The organism is Rhodoblastus sphagnicola (assembly GCF_002937075.1).
In the GTDB taxonomy this organism is placed as follows: Bacteria; Pseudomonadota; Alphaproteobacteria; order Rhizobiales; family Beijerinckiaceae; genus Rhodoblastus; species Rhodoblastus sphagnicola.
On record NZ_NHSJ01000015.1, the window covers coordinates 1 to 16,359 of the forward strand.

Annotated in this window: 22 protein-coding genes; 20 read left to right on the top strand and 2 right to left on the bottom strand. The window is 61.2% G+C overall.

What is annotated here, in order from left to right; genetic code table 11:
* The first annotated feature begins 143 nt into the window (after positions 1-143).
* Both CCR94_RS24300 and CCR94_RS01020 read left to right on the top strand, forming a co-directional pair.
* Positions 144-434: a hypothetical protein gene (locus CCR94_RS24300; protein ID WP_146089783.1), complete on the top strand. Its 291-nt coding sequence runs from the start codon at positions 144-146 to the stop codon at positions 432-434.
* A 223-nt stretch (positions 435-657) separates the two neighbouring features.
* Positions 658-999, top strand: a complete 342-nt coding sequence (locus CCR94_RS01020; protein ID WP_244593882.1) for a hypothetical protein — start codon at positions 658-660, stop codon at positions 997-999.
* Between the two features lie 90 nt (positions 1,000-1,089).
* On the opposite strand, the gene CCR94_RS01025 is transcribed toward CCR94_RS01020, so the two are convergent.
* Entirely contained in the window at positions 1,090-2,244 is a 1,155-nt protein-coding gene (locus CCR94_RS01025; RefSeq protein WP_104506034.1) for a DUF2235 domain-containing protein, read from the bottom strand.
* A gap of 24 nt (positions 2,245-2,268) precedes the next feature.
* Between CCR94_RS01025 and CCR94_RS24880 the strand changes: the two genes are divergently transcribed.
* From CCR94_RS24880 to CCR94_RS01060, 8 genes are all read left to right on the top strand, one after another.
* A complete protein-coding gene (locus tag CCR94_RS24880) occupies positions 2,269-2,418 on the top strand; it encodes a hypothetical protein (protein ID WP_158254562.1) in 150 nt (49 codons plus the stop codon).
* A 46-nt stretch (positions 2,419-2,464) separates the two neighbouring features.
* Entirely contained in the window at positions 2,465-4,168 is a 1,704-nt protein-coding gene (locus CCR94_RS01030; protein ID WP_104506035.1) for a phage portal protein, read from the top strand.
* Positions 4,161-4,649 (top strand): hypothetical protein, encoded by a 489-nt coding sequence (locus CCR94_RS01035; protein ID WP_104506036.1) that lies wholly within the window; start codon positions 4,161-4,163, stop codon positions 4,647-4,649. The genes CCR94_RS01030 and CCR94_RS01035 overlap by 8 nt, the downstream gene beginning before the upstream one ends.
* Before the next feature lie 239 nt (positions 4,650-4,888).
* Positions 4,889-5,620, top strand: a complete 732-nt coding sequence (locus CCR94_RS24305; protein WP_146089784.1) for a hypothetical protein — start codon at positions 4,889-4,891, stop codon at positions 5,618-5,620.
* Positions 5,621-6,050: 430 nt separating this feature from the next.
* The gene (locus tag CCR94_RS01050; protein ID WP_146089785.1) at positions 6,051-6,281 is read left to right on the top strand and encodes a hypothetical protein; all 231 of its coding nucleotides are present in this window, start codon (positions 6,051-6,053) and stop codon (positions 6,279-6,281) included.
* A gap of 267 nt (positions 6,282-6,548) precedes the next feature.
* Positions 6,549-7,109, top strand: coding sequence for a hypothetical protein (locus CCR94_RS24310; RefSeq protein ID WP_146089786.1), 561 nt, complete (start codon positions 6,549-6,551; stop codon positions 7,107-7,109).
* Positions 7,106-7,405 carry a hypothetical protein gene (locus CCR94_RS01055; RefSeq protein WP_104506040.1) on the top strand — a complete coding sequence of 100 codons (300 nt, stop codon included), beginning with the start codon at positions 7,106-7,108 and terminating at the stop codon, positions 7,403-7,405. Before CCR94_RS24310 ends, CCR94_RS01055 begins: the two co-directional genes overlap by 4 nt.
* 3 nt (positions 7,406-7,408) lie before the next feature.
* Positions 7,409-8,128, top strand: coding sequence for a YrhB domain-containing protein (locus CCR94_RS01060; RefSeq protein WP_146089787.1), 720 nt, complete (start codon positions 7,409-7,411; stop codon positions 8,126-8,128).
* Between the two features lie 21 nt (positions 8,129-8,149).
* Here the strand turns inward: CCR94_RS01060 and hisC are convergent, their stop codons facing one another.
* Positions 8,150-9,208: a histidinol-phosphate transaminase gene (gene hisC, locus CCR94_RS01065; RefSeq protein ID WP_104506042.1), complete on the bottom strand. Its 1,059-nt coding sequence runs from the start codon at positions 9,206-9,208 to the stop codon at positions 8,150-8,152.
* Positions 9,209-9,306: 98 nt separating this feature from the next.
* Here hisC and CCR94_RS25475 point away from each other — a divergent pair, with 98 nt between their 5' ends.
* The 10 genes from CCR94_RS25475 to CCR94_RS01115 form a co-directional block, all read left to right on the top strand.
* Positions 9,307-10,296, top strand: a complete 990-nt coding sequence (locus CCR94_RS25475; RefSeq protein ID WP_193938406.1) for a hypothetical protein — start codon at positions 9,307-9,309, stop codon at positions 10,294-10,296.
* A 33-nt stretch (positions 10,297-10,329) separates the two neighbouring features.
* Positions 10,330-11,838 carry a hypothetical protein gene (locus tag CCR94_RS01075; RefSeq protein WP_104506043.1) on the top strand — a complete coding sequence of 503 codons (1,509 nt, stop codon included), beginning with the start codon at positions 10,330-10,332 and terminating at the stop codon, positions 11,836-11,838.
* 76 nt (positions 11,839-11,914) lie between these two features.
* Positions 11,915-12,106, top strand: coding sequence for a hypothetical protein (locus CCR94_RS01080; protein WP_104506044.1), 192 nt, complete (start codon positions 11,915-11,917; stop codon positions 12,104-12,106).
* Positions 12,103-12,921, top strand: coding sequence for a head-tail connector protein (locus CCR94_RS01085; protein WP_146089788.1), 819 nt, complete (start codon positions 12,103-12,105; stop codon positions 12,919-12,921). The genes CCR94_RS01080 and CCR94_RS01085 overlap by 4 nt, the downstream gene beginning before the upstream one ends.
* 1 nt (position 12,922) lies before the next feature.
* On the top strand, positions 12,923-13,423 hold the full coding sequence (locus CCR94_RS01090; protein WP_146089789.1) for an HK97 gp10 family phage protein: 501 nt from the start codon (positions 12,923-12,925) through the stop codon (positions 13,421-13,423).
* On the top strand, positions 13,420-13,878 hold the full coding sequence (locus tag CCR94_RS01095; RefSeq protein WP_104506046.1) for a hypothetical protein: 459 nt from the start codon (positions 13,420-13,422) through the stop codon (positions 13,876-13,878). Before CCR94_RS01090 ends, CCR94_RS01095 begins: the two co-directional genes overlap by 4 nt.
* Positions 13,879-13,916: 38 nt before the next feature.
* On the top strand, positions 13,917-14,675 hold the full coding sequence (locus CCR94_RS01100; RefSeq protein WP_104506047.1) for a hypothetical protein: 759 nt from the start codon (positions 13,917-13,919) through the stop codon (positions 14,673-14,675).
* A 1-nt stretch (position 14,676) separates the two neighbouring features.
* Positions 14,677-15,057, top strand: a complete 381-nt coding sequence (locus CCR94_RS01105; protein WP_104506048.1) for a hypothetical protein — start codon at positions 14,677-14,679, stop codon at positions 15,055-15,057.
* 47 nt (positions 15,058-15,104) lie between these two features.
* Positions 15,105-15,314, top strand: coding sequence for a hypothetical protein (locus tag CCR94_RS01110; RefSeq protein WP_104506049.1), 210 nt, complete (start codon positions 15,105-15,107; stop codon positions 15,312-15,314).
* A gap of 13 nt (positions 15,315-15,327) precedes the next feature.
* Positions 15,328-16,359: hypothetical protein (locus tag CCR94_RS01115; RefSeq protein WP_146089790.1), on the top strand; the 1,032-nt coding region annotated here is incomplete at its 3' end.

A 16,359-nucleotide genomic window follows, 5' to 3' on the forward strand; every position in this document is an offset into this window, starting at 1 on the left:
AATATTCCACGGCTGTCCTCCGTCCAGATGCTTGGGGCCGGCGCTAACCAGGGCCCCGTTCCTCATCATACGGGGGACAGCCACCGTCCTAAACCAGAGGTTCAGGCCGGGGCCATTACGGCATCTAAATGGGGACTGACGCCATGAGCCTTTTGCACGATGCAACCTTCAAGAAATTAGAATTAGACTGGAGTACAGGTCAGCTAACGCTCTTTCTAACATCCGCATTGCACAAAAATGAGGTACGTATCGTAGGAAACGGCGTCACGTCAGTGTCACTTGATCGAGAGTTTCCATGGGGTCGAAGCGTTTCGGTCAACGAATGCCTGATCGAGTCCATCGACGGGACCGCAACTCTTAAGCTGGAAATGCAAAGTGGCGACAACGTCATCGCCTGCGGCATGAAATTCGTCGTCAATGACGAAGCGCGTTAACAGGTCGCCTAGAAGCTTGAGGGCGCTGTTATCCTTTAAGTCGGCCGTTATTTGGGAGGGACGGCCGCAGAATCGATCAGCGCCTTTTCGTACGAATTGCCTATCGACGCTGTCGGACAATAGACGTCGTTCAGAGCGGTCACACTGAGTTACCGCCTGGGTTCAAGGTACATTGGCGATGAGTTTGAATCTACGCGCGAGGGAACGTTTTTTTGGCGAGACCATGCAGGAAGTGATTCAGAATTTTCCTGGGGAATTGCCTAGAGATGCTGTAGGGTTGTGGCAAATCATACCAACTGGACGCGAAGGATTCGGGCTAAGTGGCGATGAGCTTGCTGAATTTGTCAGTCTTTGCGTGGCTGAGCTTTTGGCCCAGGGCGCCAAGCCAGTCGTCGGCGGCGGTGGAACCAAATACGACTGGATTTACCAGCCGCAATATTGCGAGACGAACGAAATAATCTTGGATGCGGTCATGAAGGAATGGCTTGCATCCGGCGCGCCGGATTGCGATCCGGGCGGCCTATGGTTCGCCTTGCCCTCGCCCTATGTCGGAAACAGGGAATAGGATATTTCGTGGCTCGAAAAGTTCATGGAGCAAATCTGAAGCCGCTCAAAACCCTTTTCGGATAATTCCATTCAGCCCCGTGGCGAAACCTCAATCGACCGCCACCCCCGGATCATCCGCCCGCACCGCCCCCGTGATCGCCTTCAACGCGACCCCACGTCTATTCGCCCAATCCGTCAAATTCAGCGGCGCATAATCGCCGCATCGCCTGACGCGCTCGAACACGGAGCCGTCGATGGTCTCGTTCACCGTCACCGTCCGAAGTTTTGGCGTCACCACCGCCTCGTCGCCGATCTTGCGATAATAGGGCTTTCCCAGCTTCACCAGGGCATAAAGCCCAAAAAGCATCTGCTTGAAGGAATCGGTGATCTTCGCCTCGCACGACTCGTCATGCGCGTCGAGTTCGGACGAGAATTTCATGCCATGCGCTTCCGCCTTGCGCTTCAACCAGCGCAGCGGAATCTGCGCCAGCAGATCGCTGTTGTATCCGCCGCCGACATTGGCGTGCGCGCCGACAAACCAGCGCTGCTCCACGCTGGAAATATCCCGCGGCCCCGGTTGTTCAGCCGCCGGCCGGTCGAGATGAAAATTCTGCGTATAGAGCGTCGGCCGAAACGTGTCGCGATGCTCGTCGATCGCCAGCGCATGATAGGCGTTCTCCACCGGTTTTCTCAAACCGGTCTCCAGATACGAATAGGGACCGACCAGCGCGCCCACCGTGTCCCACACGCCGACCATCCTGATCGGCGCCGGCAAGGAATATTTCAGCAACCAGCGTTCGAGAATGCTGGTCTCGCCGAGCGTCCCGGTCCGGTCCTGATCGATCAGTCTGTATAGCGTGCGCGCCTCCGGCGACTTGTAGCGCTTGAAAAGTTCGCCGACCCCAATCGGCGATCCCGGCCGCACAATGCCGCTCTTCGCGATCAATCCGGCCAGGCTGCGCGCCGCATAGGCGCCGCGACTGAAGCCGAAAATGAAAATCTCGTCGCCGCTGTTGTAGCGCGGAATCAGCCACTCATAAGCCTCGGCAATGATTTCCTCGATCCCGTAGCCAAACAGTCCGCCCGAGAGTTTCGCCCCGACGGAAGTCCCAACCCCTTTGGTATAATAAACGAGCTGTCGTTTCCCGGCGTCGTCCTTGGCCGCGCACAGGGAATACATCCGCCAGACATTGGTGTTGTTGTCGATCGTGTTCCACGTCCCATCGATGAACAGGCACAATCTCTTGCTTTCAATCTCGTCCATCGAACGCCTCCCTGGGTCGGCAAAATGTCCGCAACAAACGTGTCTGTAATCCTGATCCTGGCCGCGCTGATCGGCCCCAACCGCGCCAGAAGTCCCGACGCCGGCAATCTGGCGCTGGCGACAGGCTGCGTCGGATTGCTCGTGCTGGCAATAGAAATCACCCGCCGCGTCTAAGCCGGTCCGTCCGGCCCGGCGCCCAACAGAAAATCTGGAGACACTCATGACCGAACGAGGCGCGGGCTTGCCACGCTGGTCCCTTTCGCCCGCGGAATTTTCCGCGCGCTCCAGCGCGAGCGCACAAGCGGCCGACGACTGGTTCGGCCCCTCCAACCCCATTCAACCCGGCGCCCCGGAAGACGTCGCCGGCCGCCAATGGGATTTTCCGGCGGGCTACAACATCGTCACTCGCGCGCGCGGCTACGAATCGATTTCCTTCGCCGACCTCCGCGCGCTGGCCGACGCTTACGACCTGCTGCGCCTCGTCATCGAGACGCGCAAGGACCAGATCGAGCGCATGACCTGGACGGTTCGGCCCAAGCCCGGCCGCACCGCCGACGCGCAAGACATCGCCCGCGTAGAAAAATTCCTCGAAAGCCCGGACCAGTCGCACGATTTCAGCGCCTGGCTGCGCATGATCCTGGAAGACCTGTTCGTCATCGACGCCCCCGCGCTGTGGTGCGAGCGCGACCGCGCCGGCAACCTGCTCGCCCTGCACCCGCTCGACGGCGCGACGATCAAGCCGGTGCTGGACTTTTGGGGACGCACCCCGCGCCCCTTCATGCAGGACGGCGCCCAAGTCCGCCCCGTCGCCTACCAGCAAATTTTAAAAGGCCTGCCGGCGGTCGATTACACCACGCGCGACATCCTCTACCGCCCGCGCAACGTCCGCAGCCATCGCCCCTACGGCTTTTCGCCGGTCGAACAGATCATCGCCACGGTCAATATCGGCATCAAGCGCCAGCTCCACCAACTCAATTACTACACCGAGGGCAACATCCCCGAGAGCCTGATCGGCGTGCCCGACTCGTGGACCCCCGACCAGATCAAGAATTTTCAGGACTATTGGGACCTCTATTTCGACGGCGACCTCGCGCGACGCCGGCGCGCGAAATTCGTCCCCGGCGGCGTCGCCAAAACTTTCATTCAGACGAAAGAGCCGGAGCTGAAAAGCGCTTTTGATGAATGGATCGCCCGCGTCGTCTGCTTCGCCTTCTCGGTTTCGCCGCAGCCCTTCATCAACCAGATGAACCGCTCGACCAGCGAGACGCAAAGCCAGATGTCCAACGAGGAGGGCCTGCAACCCATCCTCGCCTGGATCAAGCGCCTCTGCGACCAGATCATCACCCAACTCGGCGCGCAAAACCTCGAATTCGCCTGGCGCAACGAAACCGTGGTCGATCCCACCGTCCAGCGCGAAAACCTCGTCGCCCTCGTCAACGCCGGGATGATGACCCGCCGCCGCGCGGCCCAGATCATAGGCGAAATTTTGCCGAGCGATCCTATGGCCGACGTGCTCGCAATTACAACCGGACAAGGGGTGGTCCGATTGAGCCGCTTGGATAATGGCGTAGCTTCGAAGCAGGCAAGCATGTTCCGCGACCTCAATTGGTCCGTCCTGAAATATGAGGAAACCCAGCCGCGCGATGAGAACGGGCGTTGGACGATGGACAGCGCCGCGATGAATTCCGCGTCCTCAGTTGCCGGAGGATCATCGGCAGAGTCCGACGAGTCGCAACTTGCAGCGACAACACAAAACTTTGGACATGCCTGCAAAGCGTTGGGAATCGATCCGACTAAAGCGAGCGACGCCCTTCATGACGCCAAAGACGCCGCAGGTCTCTCGGGTGCAGACAACGGCACCTTCGATCTCGACAATGGAAACATTTTCTTTAATGATGAATGGATCGGAAATCTTCATGGCTAAGACTGCTCATGACGCGGCCAGAGAATCCACGCCGACGATGATTAGGATCAATCTGCGCATATGGAGTGACGGCGAGCAACTGGGGCCATTGGTGCAAGCCTCCGCGCGTCGATGCGCACACCTGCACGTCAAGGGGCAGAACGCCGTTGAACAGAACGGAACCGCAGGGCGCGTCTTCGGTCGCCATTATGCGTCTTTTGAAGAGGTCAAAACCTCGGACGCTAACGAAATCGTTCCAATCATTTCGCAGTGGCTCAATGAAATCGACGACGGGGAGCCGCCAATCGCGAAATTAGCGAACTCCGGAATGATCGAGGCGGTCCTTTGGATCGCCATCATTTGTCGTTCACCTGTGAACTCGCCTAAACTTCCTGAAGAATTGGCGGCGCGGGCGAAAAAATTAGGCGTGAAGGTTCTGGTTGAGAATTATACTATGTTCGACGATGAGGGTGTTCCCCTCAAAACTTGGCTTGCAGCCTGAATCTGCTGGATGTTGATTACAAGAACCCAGGCTGCTCGTCATGAAGATTGACGATTAAATGAACCGCTCGACCAGCGAGACGCAAAGCCAGAGGTTCCAACGAGGAGGGCCTGCAACCCATCCTCGCCTGGATCAAGCGCCTCTACGACGCGATCCTCATCCAGCTCGGCGCCCCAAAACTCGAATTCGCTTGGCGCCACGACGCGACAATCGACCCAACGGTCCAGCGCGAAAACCTGGTGGCTCTGGTCAACGCCGGCATGATGACCCGCCGCCGCGCCGCCCAGATCATGGGCGAAATTTTGCCCAGCGATCCCATGGCGGACGTGCTGGCGATCACGACGGCTACAGGAGCAATCAGGCTAAATTCCGTCGCGACGGCTAAGGTCGGAAAATATGATGGTCAACCGCGTGATGCCGGCGGAAAGTTCGCTGAGGGCAAAGCGAAGGTTGACGAAACCAGGAAGAAGATTGTCGAAGCTGCGCAACGCAACCTGCGCGATAATCCCGGCCTCTGGAGGGATCAGACTACCCGAGGAAATGTCGGACCCGGAAAGAGCAAGTGCAACTTATTTGTTTACGAGATGCTTGCCGAAGCAGGCGCCGATCCTGGACTTGCTCATCGCTCAACGTTGAATTCCTTGACCGGTGGAGCGCTCGGCACGACTTATCCGCCGACCGCCGGGGATTGGGCAAACAGGGACTATGATATTCTCGGATGGCGCGTTTTGGCGCCGAACGAACAGCCGGAACCTGGCGATGTCGTTGCCCAAAAAATCAAATTTGGCGATGCCAGCGGGCACGTGATGATCGTAGGGGATGGAGATACTTTTGTTGGCACAGGCGATCAAAACGGTCCACACGGTTCGCTTGAGCAAATCGGGCGAAAGGATTACCTTGGCCCATTGGATGACGACGGAAAAGAACTCCCTCATGAACCGCTCGTTTATCGCCGTTGGGTAGGGCATTGAATCTTATCGCGCCGGGATCTCTGACGTTGTCTAAGCGTGTCGGCTGGGCATTGTCCTTGATTGCTATGTTGTTGACGGCGGAAGAGATTCGTTTTGGACGCCTACTCGGGATCGCTCGTTTCCCATGCGAGCTTCTCGGAAACAAATATGCTTCCGCAGAGGGCCGATGCGTGACCAGAGCTTGTTACTGGTTCGACGACTGCGGGTATTGGTCGGCTCCCAGCAGTTGGCGCGACCACGTCAGTCCCGGAGACTCGATTGCATCTGTCGTATTCTGGCTGGGTGAGCCGAATGGCAAACGCGGAGAAACCTATTTTTGGGCTTATGGAAAGCCAGGTCAAAGACTTTTTGCGACGACCTTCCGCAACGGTCGTTTCGTTGAGTGGCAGGAGGACGCCAACGATCTCCTGCCGAAAAGGCAATGAACGCAATGCCAGTTGATTCCGCCCACGCAAAGAAAATATCTGACCACGCCCTTCGCGCCTCGGACCATCTGAATTCGATCCTCATCGAATTGCTCGACGGTGCCGACACGGAGACAGCCGCCACTTCAAAAGAACTGATCGGGTCACTTCTTGGCGAAATCTATTTCGGCATTTTGCGTCCCATCCATGACAAATATCCCGAGCTTGCGCCGGAAGACCTGCGGCCGAAATCATGAGCGCAAATTCCTATTTCAGAGCGAGCCTGCGGCTTTGGAGCGACACGGAGCCGTTGAGGCCACCGCTTCACGCCTCTGGATGGGATTGGGCCAAGGTCACGGAAAAAGGCCGGTCCGTTGCCGTCAGCGGCCAAATGACCGCGCGTGTTGCGCCAAGGCATTACGCGCGCTCTTAAGACACGCGCTACCCAAACATCGAAGACATTGTTGCGGTTGTCGCGCATTGGATGGACGAGATCGAGCGTCAAGCTTCACCGATCATTACGCTTGTATCGACGGGTAGGGGCTTATGACATTTTCAGTTCTACCCGCCGTGAGAACGAGCGTGCGAAAACACCCACGCGTGGCAGTTCCAGCAATGCCGTCGCTGTCAACATCGGAGTCGGGGGAGATGGCGGCAAAGACGATACGCCTGAAGAAGAGCTATCTGAACGACTTTATGGCGAGGGTCCGACCGGTCTCACCAATCACCGCAGAACCCTGACGCCGGACATGCCTCCGGTTGGCGGGTTTGGCGCGCCAGCGTCGAGTTTCGGCGGCAGCTCCCGTTTACAGTTGCAAAGCCCGGCGGGCGTTCCACCACGAAACACCCCGGCAACAATCGATGGCATTCCATATTCGGGACATGCGTTGGACCAAATGCAAAATAGAGATTTGATTCCGAGTCTGACGGGTCAAGCGATCCGGCAAGGCCTTCAAGGCGCCGGCAACAAAAGGGACGCGGGCGTATTTTACGACCCCGAAAATAATGTTAGCGTTATAAGGAATAAACTGACGGGCAACGTCATCACTGTCATTCCCGGCGACCGTCGAAAGAAAATTAAATGACAGACGATCAGAAAACAAAGCTGAAACTGATGTTGTCGCAACTCGCAGCTTTTGAAAATGGCGCGATGGCTCTCGACACGTTGATTCCAGAACTGGAAGGGCTGTTCAGCGCGACCGCTCTCGCAGACGCGGATTGGCGAGAAGGCTTCCGGGATTCATGGGGCGACTTGGAAATAAGCTATGCTTTCGCGTTGGACATGGGGTGGAAATCGTTAGACGAGGAAAGCGAAAAGCTCGTTTCTGACGCGGTTGCAAAGCTGAAAACCCTCGTCGTTGAAAAACTGCAAAAGGTTTGACAGGTGCGCTTTTTTCGCGACCACAAGCGTCTGTCATTAACGCTAGGGTTGCTCTTCGTTTCGTTTCTGACCGCGGAAGAATTGCGCTATGGGCGCCTTCTGGGGCTGGCGCGTTTCCCCTGCGAACTGGTCGGGGGCAAACATGCCTTCGCTCAGTACCGTTGCGTGTTGCGCACGTGCACTTGGTTCAAAGACTGCGGTTATTGGGTCGCTCCTGGCAACTGGCGAGATCGGGTCGCTCCCGGCGACACGATCGCGACAACGGTCTTCTGGCTTGGTGAGCCAAGCGGCATCGCAGGCGACCGATATTTCTGGCCTTATTACAAGGGAGGCAGCCGGCGGCGTTTCGCCGCCACCTTCCATGATGGCCGCTTTGTCGAATGGCGAGATGAAGCCCAAGACCTCTTGCCGATGAAAAAAATCACCATTGATGAGGCGCGATCCGAAGCAATGATCTTTCTCTCGAAGGTCGAACGCGATACGGATTTCATTGTGATCCCCGGCAAGGAGCGCGAATATCCATTCGGGTGGGTCTTCTTCGGCGCGTCCAGGAAATACTGGAAAACTGGCGAATTGAAGTATGAAGTTCCCGGTCTGGGGCCTCTCGTCGTGGAGTTCGACGGCAGCGTCCATCCTCTGACAACGTCCGGAACGCCGGACGCGGTGATTGCCGATTATTTGCATTCATGGCAAGCGCGTCAAGAACGTCGAAATGCTCCTTGATCGACGGGGCATCTGACGAAGTCAGCCAAGCGCCTCGCTCAACGCCCCAATCAACCGATCCGTCTGCTCCGCCGTCCCCACAGTAATGCGCAGATAATCGGCAATGCGCGGCGCATCGAAACGCCGCACCAGCACCGCCCGCTCGCGCAACGCCTGCGCCAGCGCCGCGCCGCCAACCGAGCCATGCCGAGCAAACACAAAATTCGCGCTCGACGGCAACACCTCGAAACCCAATGCCGCCAAGGCCGCCGTCATCCGCGCGCGCTCAGCCACAATCGTCGCCAAACCCGCCTGAAAATAACCCTCATCCTCGACGGACGCGATGGCCCCAGCCTGGGCGATGCGCCCGACCGGATAGGAATTGAAGCAATTTTTCACCCGCGACAGCGCCTCGATCAGCCCGGCGTCGCCAATCGCATAGCCAACCCGCAACCCCGCCAGCGCCCGCGATTTAGAAAACGTCCGAACCACCAACAAATTCTTGAATTCCGCGATCAGCGGAATGGCCGTCTCGCCGCCGAAATCGACATAAGCCTCGTCCACCACCACGGGTATAGCGCCATTGGCGCCGACGAGCCGGCCGATTTCGGCGCGAGAAAGCGCGATGCCGGTCGGCGCGTTGGGATTGGCGAACACAATGGCGCCCGCCGAATTGCGACAGAAATCCTCGACGCGAATCCGCATCCCCGCATCGACCGCCGCTGTCTCATACGCGATATCGTAAAGCTTGGCCCACACAGGATAGAACGAATAGGTCACGTCGGGCGCGAGCAAGGGCCGGTCGTGCTTCAGCAGCGCGACGAAAACATGCGCCAAAACCTCGTCGGAACTGTTGCCGACGAAGACATTCTCCGGCGCAACCCCATGATAGCGCGCCAAAACCTGCCGCAGCGCCAGCGACTCAGGGTCAGGATAAAGCCGCAGCGACTCCGTCGCCGCCTCGCGCATGGCTTCAATCGCGCGCGGCGAGGGCGGCAGCGGCGATTCATTGGTGTTGAGCTTCACAAGCCCGTCTATGCGCGGCTGTTCGCCGGGCGTGTAGGGGCTCAACCCCTGAGCCTTCTCGCTCCAGAACTGCATTTTCGCCTTCCCAAAGACGCCTGAAACACGGCGCCCCCACCCAATAGGAAAATTGGCCGCCCCCGTCAAAGGGCGGCGAAGCAAAGGAGCGCGTTCGCGTGACGGATCGATTACAAATGTTCATCCCCCTGCGAAAGGCCGACGCCGCCCAGCGTCTGGTCTATGGCTACGCCACGGCCGAAGCGCCCGACCGCGCCGGCGAAATCTGCGATTACGCCAGCACCAAGCCGCATTACCAGGCTTGGTCGAAAAGTTTCGCCAAAGCCACCGCGGGCAAGAGCCTCGGCAATATCCGCGCCATGCACGGCGCCGTGGCCGCCGGCAAGATCGCCTCGATTCGCTTCAACGACGACGAGAAGCGCATCGAGATCGCGGCGAAGATCATCGACGACGACGAATGGCGCAAGGTCGAGGAGGGAGTCTATACCGGCTTTTCCCAAGGCGGCGCCTATCTGAAGCGCTGGCCGGACCCCGAAAACCCCGACCTCATCCGCTACACGGCCAAGCCCAGCGAAATCTCGCTGGTCGATCTGCCCTGCCTGCCCGAAGCCAGTTTCGAACTGGTCAAGGCTGACGGCGCCAGGGAAACCCGCGCCTTCGCGCAAAAAAACTCAACGGCCCTGCGCGACTGGCTCCAGGGCAATATCGAAAGCGGCGCCCCCGCCGGCGAACTCATCGGGGATTTCTTCGACGCGATCGAGCACGATCTCAACGCCGATCCGCTCCACGACGAAAGCCTCGCGACGTTGCTTTCGCGCCTGAAGAGCGAGTGCGTCGAGGCGCTTCAACCACGCGCCGCGAAATTCGTCGCGGCCGATCCGCGCGTGGAAAAACTCAGCATAGAGGCCGACTCCTTGCGCAAGCTGACGGCCGAACTGCGTCCCAGACTCACGGAACTGACCGCGCGCGTTGAAGCGCTGGAGCGCACCCCCGTCCCGCCGCCGATGGCGCCCGGCGCCGCCGCCGTCTCCAAATCGGCGGAGACCGGCCTTGACAGCCTCGCGGCCGAACTCGCGCGCCTGTCGCCGGAACGAGCCTCGCTCGTCCTCATCAAGGCCGCCCAGTCCCAGCCGAAACGCTTCGGCTGACCGTCACACACTTTGCAACAGAGAAAGCAAGCCATGACCGTTGTTCAGAACGCGCTTGAATTGAAAGATGCGATCCGCAAGTCGCAGATGACTCCGCTGGCGGACCCGCGCTTCGCCAGCCTGGAAAAGGCCACCTTCACCGAAAACGCTTCCGCCACCTCCGGCCTCACCTATTACGACCTCGAAGCCGGCGCCAAACTGCTGTTCCCGGTGCTGACGCCGCTGCGCAATTCGATCCCGCGCGTCTCCGGCAAGGGCGGCGTGCAGGCCGCCTGGCGCGCCATCACCGCCATCAATTCCGCGGGCCTGCGCATCGGCGTGTCCGGCGGCAATCGCGGCGGCGTCGCCGCCATGACCACCAAGGATTACATCGCCAACTACAAGGGCCTCGGCATCGAGACCAGCGTCGATTTCGAGGCGCAATACGCCGGCCAGGGCTTTGACGACCTCCGGGCGCTCTCCGCCCAGACCGGCCTCGAAGCGCTGATGATCGGCGAGGAGGCGATGATCCTCGGCGGCAACGGCTCGCTGGCCCTCGGCACGACCGGCACGCCGACGCTCGCGGCCTCGACGACCGGCGGTTCGCTGGCGACTGCGACCTTGTCGGTGATCTGCGTGGCCCTGACCCACGAAGCTCTCATCAACGCCTCCGTCAGCGCCGGCATCCAGGCGTCGATCACCCGCACCAACGCCGACGGCACCTCCGACACGTTCGGCGGCGGCGCGGCGCAGAAATCGGCCAGCGCCACCGTCAGCGTCACCGGTCCGACGGGGTCGGTCAGCGCCTCGGTCGCCTTCAAGCCCGGCGCGGTCGGTTACGCCTGGTTCTGGGGCGCGGCGGGCTCCGAACTGCTCGGCGCGATCACCACCATCAATTCCGTGGTCATCACCGCGACCGCGACGGGAACGCAGACGGCGGCTTCGCTGCCCGCCGCCGACTGGTCGGTCAATGCGCTGGCCTTCGACGGCCTGTTCACCCAGGCCTTCGCGTCGGGCTCGGGTTCGCTGGTCGTCACGCAACCCAATGGCGTCGCTGGAACCGGCACGCCGCTGACGGCCGACGGCGCCGGCGGCATTGTCGAAATCGAGAACGTGCTCAAGGCCAATTGGGACACTTACCGGCTGTCGCCGGACGAGGTCTGGGTCTCCTCGCAGGAGGCGATGAACATCTCGAAAAAGATCCTGTCGGCCGGATCCAGCGCGGCGCAGCGTTTCCTGTTCGACGCGCGCAACGACGCCTTCGCCGGCGGCGTGATGGCCACCACCTACAAGAACAAATATTCCATGGCCGGCCCCAAGTCGCTCGACATCAAGATCCATCCCAACATGCCGGCGGGCACCATGCTGTTTCTCACGCGACAGCTGCCCTATCCGCTGGCCAATGTCGGCAATGTCATCCAGATGCGCACCCGCCAGGACTACTACCAGATCGAATGGCCGTTGCGTTCGCGCCGCTACGAGTACGGCGTCTATGCCGACGAAGTGCTGCAGCATTATTTCCCGCCGTCCATGTCGGTCATCACCAATATCGGCAACGGCTGATTTTTCGCCGCGCCGCAGCCGTCCCGGTGATCGGGACGGCTTACTTCGCCCCGCCGCCTTTCATAGGAATCCACCAATGAAATTTCAGGCTCCTCCCGGGGTCACCGCGCTCTCCTGCGCGGGCGAGGAACTCATTCCCGACGCCCAAGGCAATTTCGAAGCGGCGGAAGGCCATGCAAGCGACCTTCTCGCCCACGGCTGCGTTCCCGCGCCGGCGCCATGCGACGCCGAGGCGCCGCGCGCAAAAAATAAACGGAAAGCGGATTGACCATGGCGCGAGGCGATCTCGTTTCCCTAAGCGCGCTGAAGGCCCATCTCTGCGTCCAGTCCAGCGCCGACGACATCCTGCTTTCCAGCATGATCAGCCAGATCAGCCGGGCGATCTGCACCTATCTCAATCGCGCGTTCCTCTGGCCGCGCGACGTCATCGACAATTTCGACGGCAACGGCCGCAACCGCATCCAGTTGCGCAACTGGCCCGTCGTTTCCGTCAACTCGGTCACAATAGACGGGCGACCGGTCGCGCAATCGACCGACGGCCACGGTTCTGGCTGGCTGCTCGAACCCGGCGACGACGAACCGCCGGGCGCGATGCAGATGATCATGCTGCGCAACGGCTGTTTTCCGCGCGGCTGGCAGAATGTCAGCATCGCCTATCGCGCCGGCTATCAGGTCAGCAACGAGGGGCAAACCATCCCGGCTTCGGCGCCCTACAGGCTCGCCGCCGCCCAGCCCTACGGCCCCTTTGCCGTCGATTGCGGCGTCGCCTACGCCTCGGGCGCGACGCTCACGCCGGTCGCCGCCAATCCGGCTCGGGGTCAATATGCGATCGACGGTTTCGGCGACTATGTCTTCTCGTCCTCCGACGCTGGCGCGCAGGTCTTGTTGACCTACGGCTATGTGCCGCAAGACCTGGCCTCCTGCGCGCTGGAATGGGCCGCCGACCGCTATCGTTATCGCGATCGGATCGGCATGGTCTCGAAAAGCCTGGGCAGCCAGGAAACCGCCGCGTTCCGCATCACCGCCATGCCGGATTACGTGCAGCAAAGCCTGCGCGGTTTCGGCCGCATCATCGCCAATTGACATGCCGCAACTCAGTCTCGAAGGCCAGGCGGAGCTTTCCGCCAGACTCGCCGCGCTGCCCGACAACCTTCGCGCCGCGCTCGCCGAAAAAATCGACGCGCTGGCGCAGGATCTGCTCGCGCAGGTGGTCGGCGTCAATCTGAGCGGCGGCGCGCTCAACGCCCGCAGCGGCGCCCTGCGCAATTCCATCCAGTTGCGGGAAAACAATCAGGACTCCGCGCTCTCCGCCGCAATCGCCACCGACGGCAGCGCGCCCTATGCCGCGATTCAGGAATACGGCGGCAAGACCGCCGCTCACGACATCATCCCCGACAAAGCCAAGGCGCTGGCCTTTATCGCGGGTGGAAAGCAGATGTTCGCGCGCCGCGTAAAACATCCCGGCTCGCAAATCCCCGAACGCTCCTACCTGCGCTCCGCGCTCGCGGAAAAAAGCGCGGAGATCAAACAAGCGCTCAGCGAAACCCTCGCGGAAGCCTCCCAGCGCGCAAAGGACAGCACATGAACGCGCGCGAAACCATCATGGACGCGCTCTGCGCGCAACTGGCGAAGGCCAAGTTCTCCGCGCCGATCAACGCCTGCGACACTTGGGCGACGCTGTCGCGCCGCCTCAAATTGTGGAGCGACGTCGCCAGCGCCGACCAGCCCGCTTTGTTCGTCACCGAGCACGCGGAAAATATCGCCTTCGCCTCGGAAAGCCTGCCGGGCAAGACCACGCTCAACGTCGATTTGTTCGTCTACATTTCGGCGGGCCGCGACCCGGACAGCATTCCCGCGCGCGACCTCAACCTCGCGCTCGACGCGCTCATCGCCGCGCTGGCGCCGCCGCCCGGTTCCGATCGCCAGACCCTCGGCGGCCTCGTCACACACTGCCGCATCGAGGGTCGCATCGTGAAGGATCCCGGCGATCTCGACGGCCAGGGGCTTGCCCTCGTTCCCGTAAAAATCCTCGCGCCCTGACGCGCAAATTCCCACACATTCACCAGGAGCCATGATCCATGTCGAACACAACTTCCGTCGCTTTCGGCTCGGGCGTTCTCATCGCCACGCCGTCCGGCGCCAACGCGACGCCCGTACAGTTCGGCGCGCTCCAGGACGTCTCGCTCGATTTCAGCTTTTCCTCGAAACAGCTGTTCGGCCAATACCAGTTCCCGATCGCCTTCGCGCGCGGCGAGGGCAAGATCACCGGCAAGGCGAAATTCGCCAATATCGACGGCCCGCTCTACAATTCCTGCTTCTTCGGCCAGACGCTGGCGACCGGCCAGAAACTCTGGGCCTATAACGAAGCCGGCGCGGTCGCCTCTTCCTCGCCCTACACCTACACGGTCGCCAACGCCTCCGCCTTCGACGCCGATCTCGGCATTGTCTATGCGTCGAGCGGCCTGGCGCTCACCCGCGTCGCCGCCTCGCCCAGCGTCGGCCAATATACGCTGTCGGCCGGCGTCTACACGTTCAATTCCGGCGATTCCGGCAAGGCCATCCTGGTCTCTTATTCCTACACGCAGACGGCGGCCGGCTCAGGCACGCGTTCGCTGCTGACCAACAAGCTGATGGGCGCGGCTCCGACGTTCCAGATCGACTTTTACCAGACCAACGCCAACACGGCGGGCGCGCAATGGTCGCTTCGTCTCTACACTTGCGTTTCCACGAAATTGACCGTGGCCACCAAGATTCAGGACTTCGGCATTCCCGAACTCGATTTCGAAGCCTTCGCCAATGCGGCGAACAATATCGGCGAAATCAACACGGCGATCTGACATGCGCATTGATCCGAAAATAGATTGCGCGCACGCGCCCGTCGTGGCGCTCGGCGGCCGCGAATTCTTCGTTCCCGCTCTGTCGCTGCGTCAGGCGCGCATCGTCGTGCCTGGCCTGCTGAAACTGCTGCCGCGCCTCAACGCCATTCAAACCCGCATCGGCGCCGGCGACCCGCTCGGCGCGGCCCTGCTCGACAAGGACGATCTTGATCTGATGATCGACGTCGTCCACGCCGGCCTCACCCGCGCCTATCCCGACTTTTCGCGCGACGACCTGCTCGATCTCGAAGCGGGCTTTGCGGATCTCGCCGGCGCCCTCGCGGTCATCGCCAAGCAGACCGGCCTGTTCGCGCAAGCCGAGACCTCAACGCCGGGGGAGTAGGCGCGGGCGCTCCGGACCTCGACCGGATCGTCGCCCATTACTGCCAGATGTCTGGCGAGGCCTGGACCGATGCGCTCGAAGACGAACTCACTTTCGAGCGCATCTTCGCCCGTCACGCCTACTGGCGTGAGAACCCGCCGCCGGCGGCCCTGCTGACGGCGATCGCCGCCGGCATGGGCGTATGGCGGCCACAACAACAAGCGGAATCGGATTCGCTCGGCGCCCTGCGCGCCCTGTTTCCGGCCGGACGCTTCTGACAACGGGACGAGCATGGCCGATTCAAACGTATCGATCTCCTTCGGCGCCGACACATCGGGCTTTCTCGATGGCGTCGCGCGCGTCTCGGCCGCGCTCCAGCAATTGCCGACCGGCGTCGGCGAGGCGTCGGCGGCGGTCGAGAAATCGCAACAGAGCTTCGCGGCGTTCGGCGCCGGCGCGTCCGCCGCGCTGGCGAAGATCAACGACATGGCGCGCGCCTCCGGCGCCTCCCAGCAGGAGGTCGCGCGCGCGAGTCTTGTCGCCATCAATGGCGAGATCGCCGTCGAACACATGGCGCTCGCGCAAAAGCAGGCGCTCTACCACGAACTGACCAAGCTCAAGATCATGAGCGGCGGCGAGCGCCTCGCCGCCAGCCAGGCGGCGCTCGACGCCGAATATGCCTCCGAGCGCGCGCTGCTGCAAAAGGAGTCGCAACTCGACGGCCTGCGCCTGCCTCAGCGCCAGGCGATCAACAACCGCATGATGCAACTCGATCAGCATTATGCGGCGAGCAGCCAGCGGCTCATGCTGCAATCGGTCGAGCAGATGGTCGCGCCGATGAACCACATGATCGACGCGATGTCGTCCTCGTTTTCGCACTCGCTCACCGGCATGATCATGGGCACGAAAAACCTGCAACAGGCCATGCGCGCGCTGACCACGGCGGTGGTCTCGCAATTCGTCAGGATGGGCGTCGATGTGGTGGCCGACTGGGCCAAGAAGCAGCTCGCGATGGCCGCGCTGTCGGTGACGAGCGAAGGCCAGAAGACGGCGGCCGCAAGCGCCGGCGCCGCCGCGCGCACCGGCATTTCCGCCGGCGAGGCCGCTGCCGGCCAGGCGACAATCTTCTCGTCCGTCCTTCAAAGCATCACCGCTTCCGCGTCGGAAGCTTTTGCCGGCGTGTTCGGCTTCCTGTCGCCGATCATGGGCCCCGCCGCCGCCATTGGCCTGATTGCTCAGCATGGAGCGGAAGGCGCCCGCTTCGGCTGCCGGCATGATCAATTCGTTCTGATGCACCATGGCGAGTTGGCTCTGCGGGATCGA

Bases quoted from the DNA above. Each gene is read 5' to 3' on its own strand.
- hisC (WP_104506042.1), bottom strand. From the start codon at position 9,208: ATGCAGTTCTGGAGCGAGAAGGCTCAGGGGTTGAGCCCCTACACGCCC.
- CCR94_RS01080 (WP_104506044.1), top strand. From the start codon at position 11,915: ATGAAATTTCAGGCTCCTCCCGGGGTCACCGCGCTCTCCTGCGCGGGC.
- CCR94_RS01055 (WP_104506040.1), top strand. From the start codon at position 7,106: ATGACAGACGATCAGAAAACAAAGCTGAAACTGATGTTGTCGCAACTC.
- CCR94_RS01100 (WP_104506047.1), top strand. From the start codon at position 13,917: ATGTCGAACACAACTTCCGTCGCTTTCGGCTCGGGCGTTCTCATCGCC.
- CCR94_RS01075 (WP_104506043.1), top strand. From the start codon at position 10,330: ATGACCGTTGTTCAGAACGCGCTTGAATTGAAAGATGCGATCCGCAAG.
- CCR94_RS01110 (WP_104506049.1), top strand. From the start codon at position 15,105: ATGTCTGGCGAGGCCTGGACCGATGCGCTCGAAGACGAACTCACTTTC.
- CCR94_RS01025 (WP_104506034.1), bottom strand. From the start codon at position 2,244: ATGGACGAGATTGAAAGCAAGAGATTGTGCCTGTTCATCGATGGGACG.
- CCR94_RS24300 (WP_146089783.1), top strand. From the start codon at position 144: ATGAGCCTTTTGCACGATGCAACCTTCAAGAAATTAGAATTAGACTGG.
- CCR94_RS01050 (WP_146089785.1), top strand. From the start codon at position 6,051: ATGCCAGTTGATTCCGCCCACGCAAAGAAAATATCTGACCACGCCCTT.
- CCR94_RS01095 (WP_104506046.1), top strand. From the start codon at position 13,420: ATGAACGCGCGCGAAACCATCATGGACGCGCTCTGCGCGCAACTGGCG.
- CCR94_RS01030 (WP_104506035.1), top strand. From the start codon at position 2,465: ATGACCGAACGAGGCGCGGGCTTGCCACGCTGGTCCCTTTCGCCCGCG.
- CCR94_RS01090 (WP_146089789.1), top strand. From the start codon at position 12,923: ATGCCGCAACTCAGTCTCGAAGGCCAGGCGGAGCTTTCCGCCAGACTC.
- CCR94_RS01020 (WP_244593882.1), top strand. From the start codon at position 658: ATGCAGGAAGTGATTCAGAATTTTCCTGGGGAATTGCCTAGAGATGCT.
- CCR94_RS24880 (WP_158254562.1), top strand. From the start codon at position 2,269: ATGTCCGCAACAAACGTGTCTGTAATCCTGATCCTGGCCGCGCTGATC.
- CCR94_RS01035 (WP_104506036.1), top strand. From the start codon at position 4,161: ATGGCTAAGACTGCTCATGACGCGGCCAGAGAATCCACGCCGACGATG.
- CCR94_RS01105 (WP_104506048.1), top strand. From the start codon at position 14,677: ATGCGCATTGATCCGAAAATAGATTGCGCGCACGCGCCCGTCGTGGCG.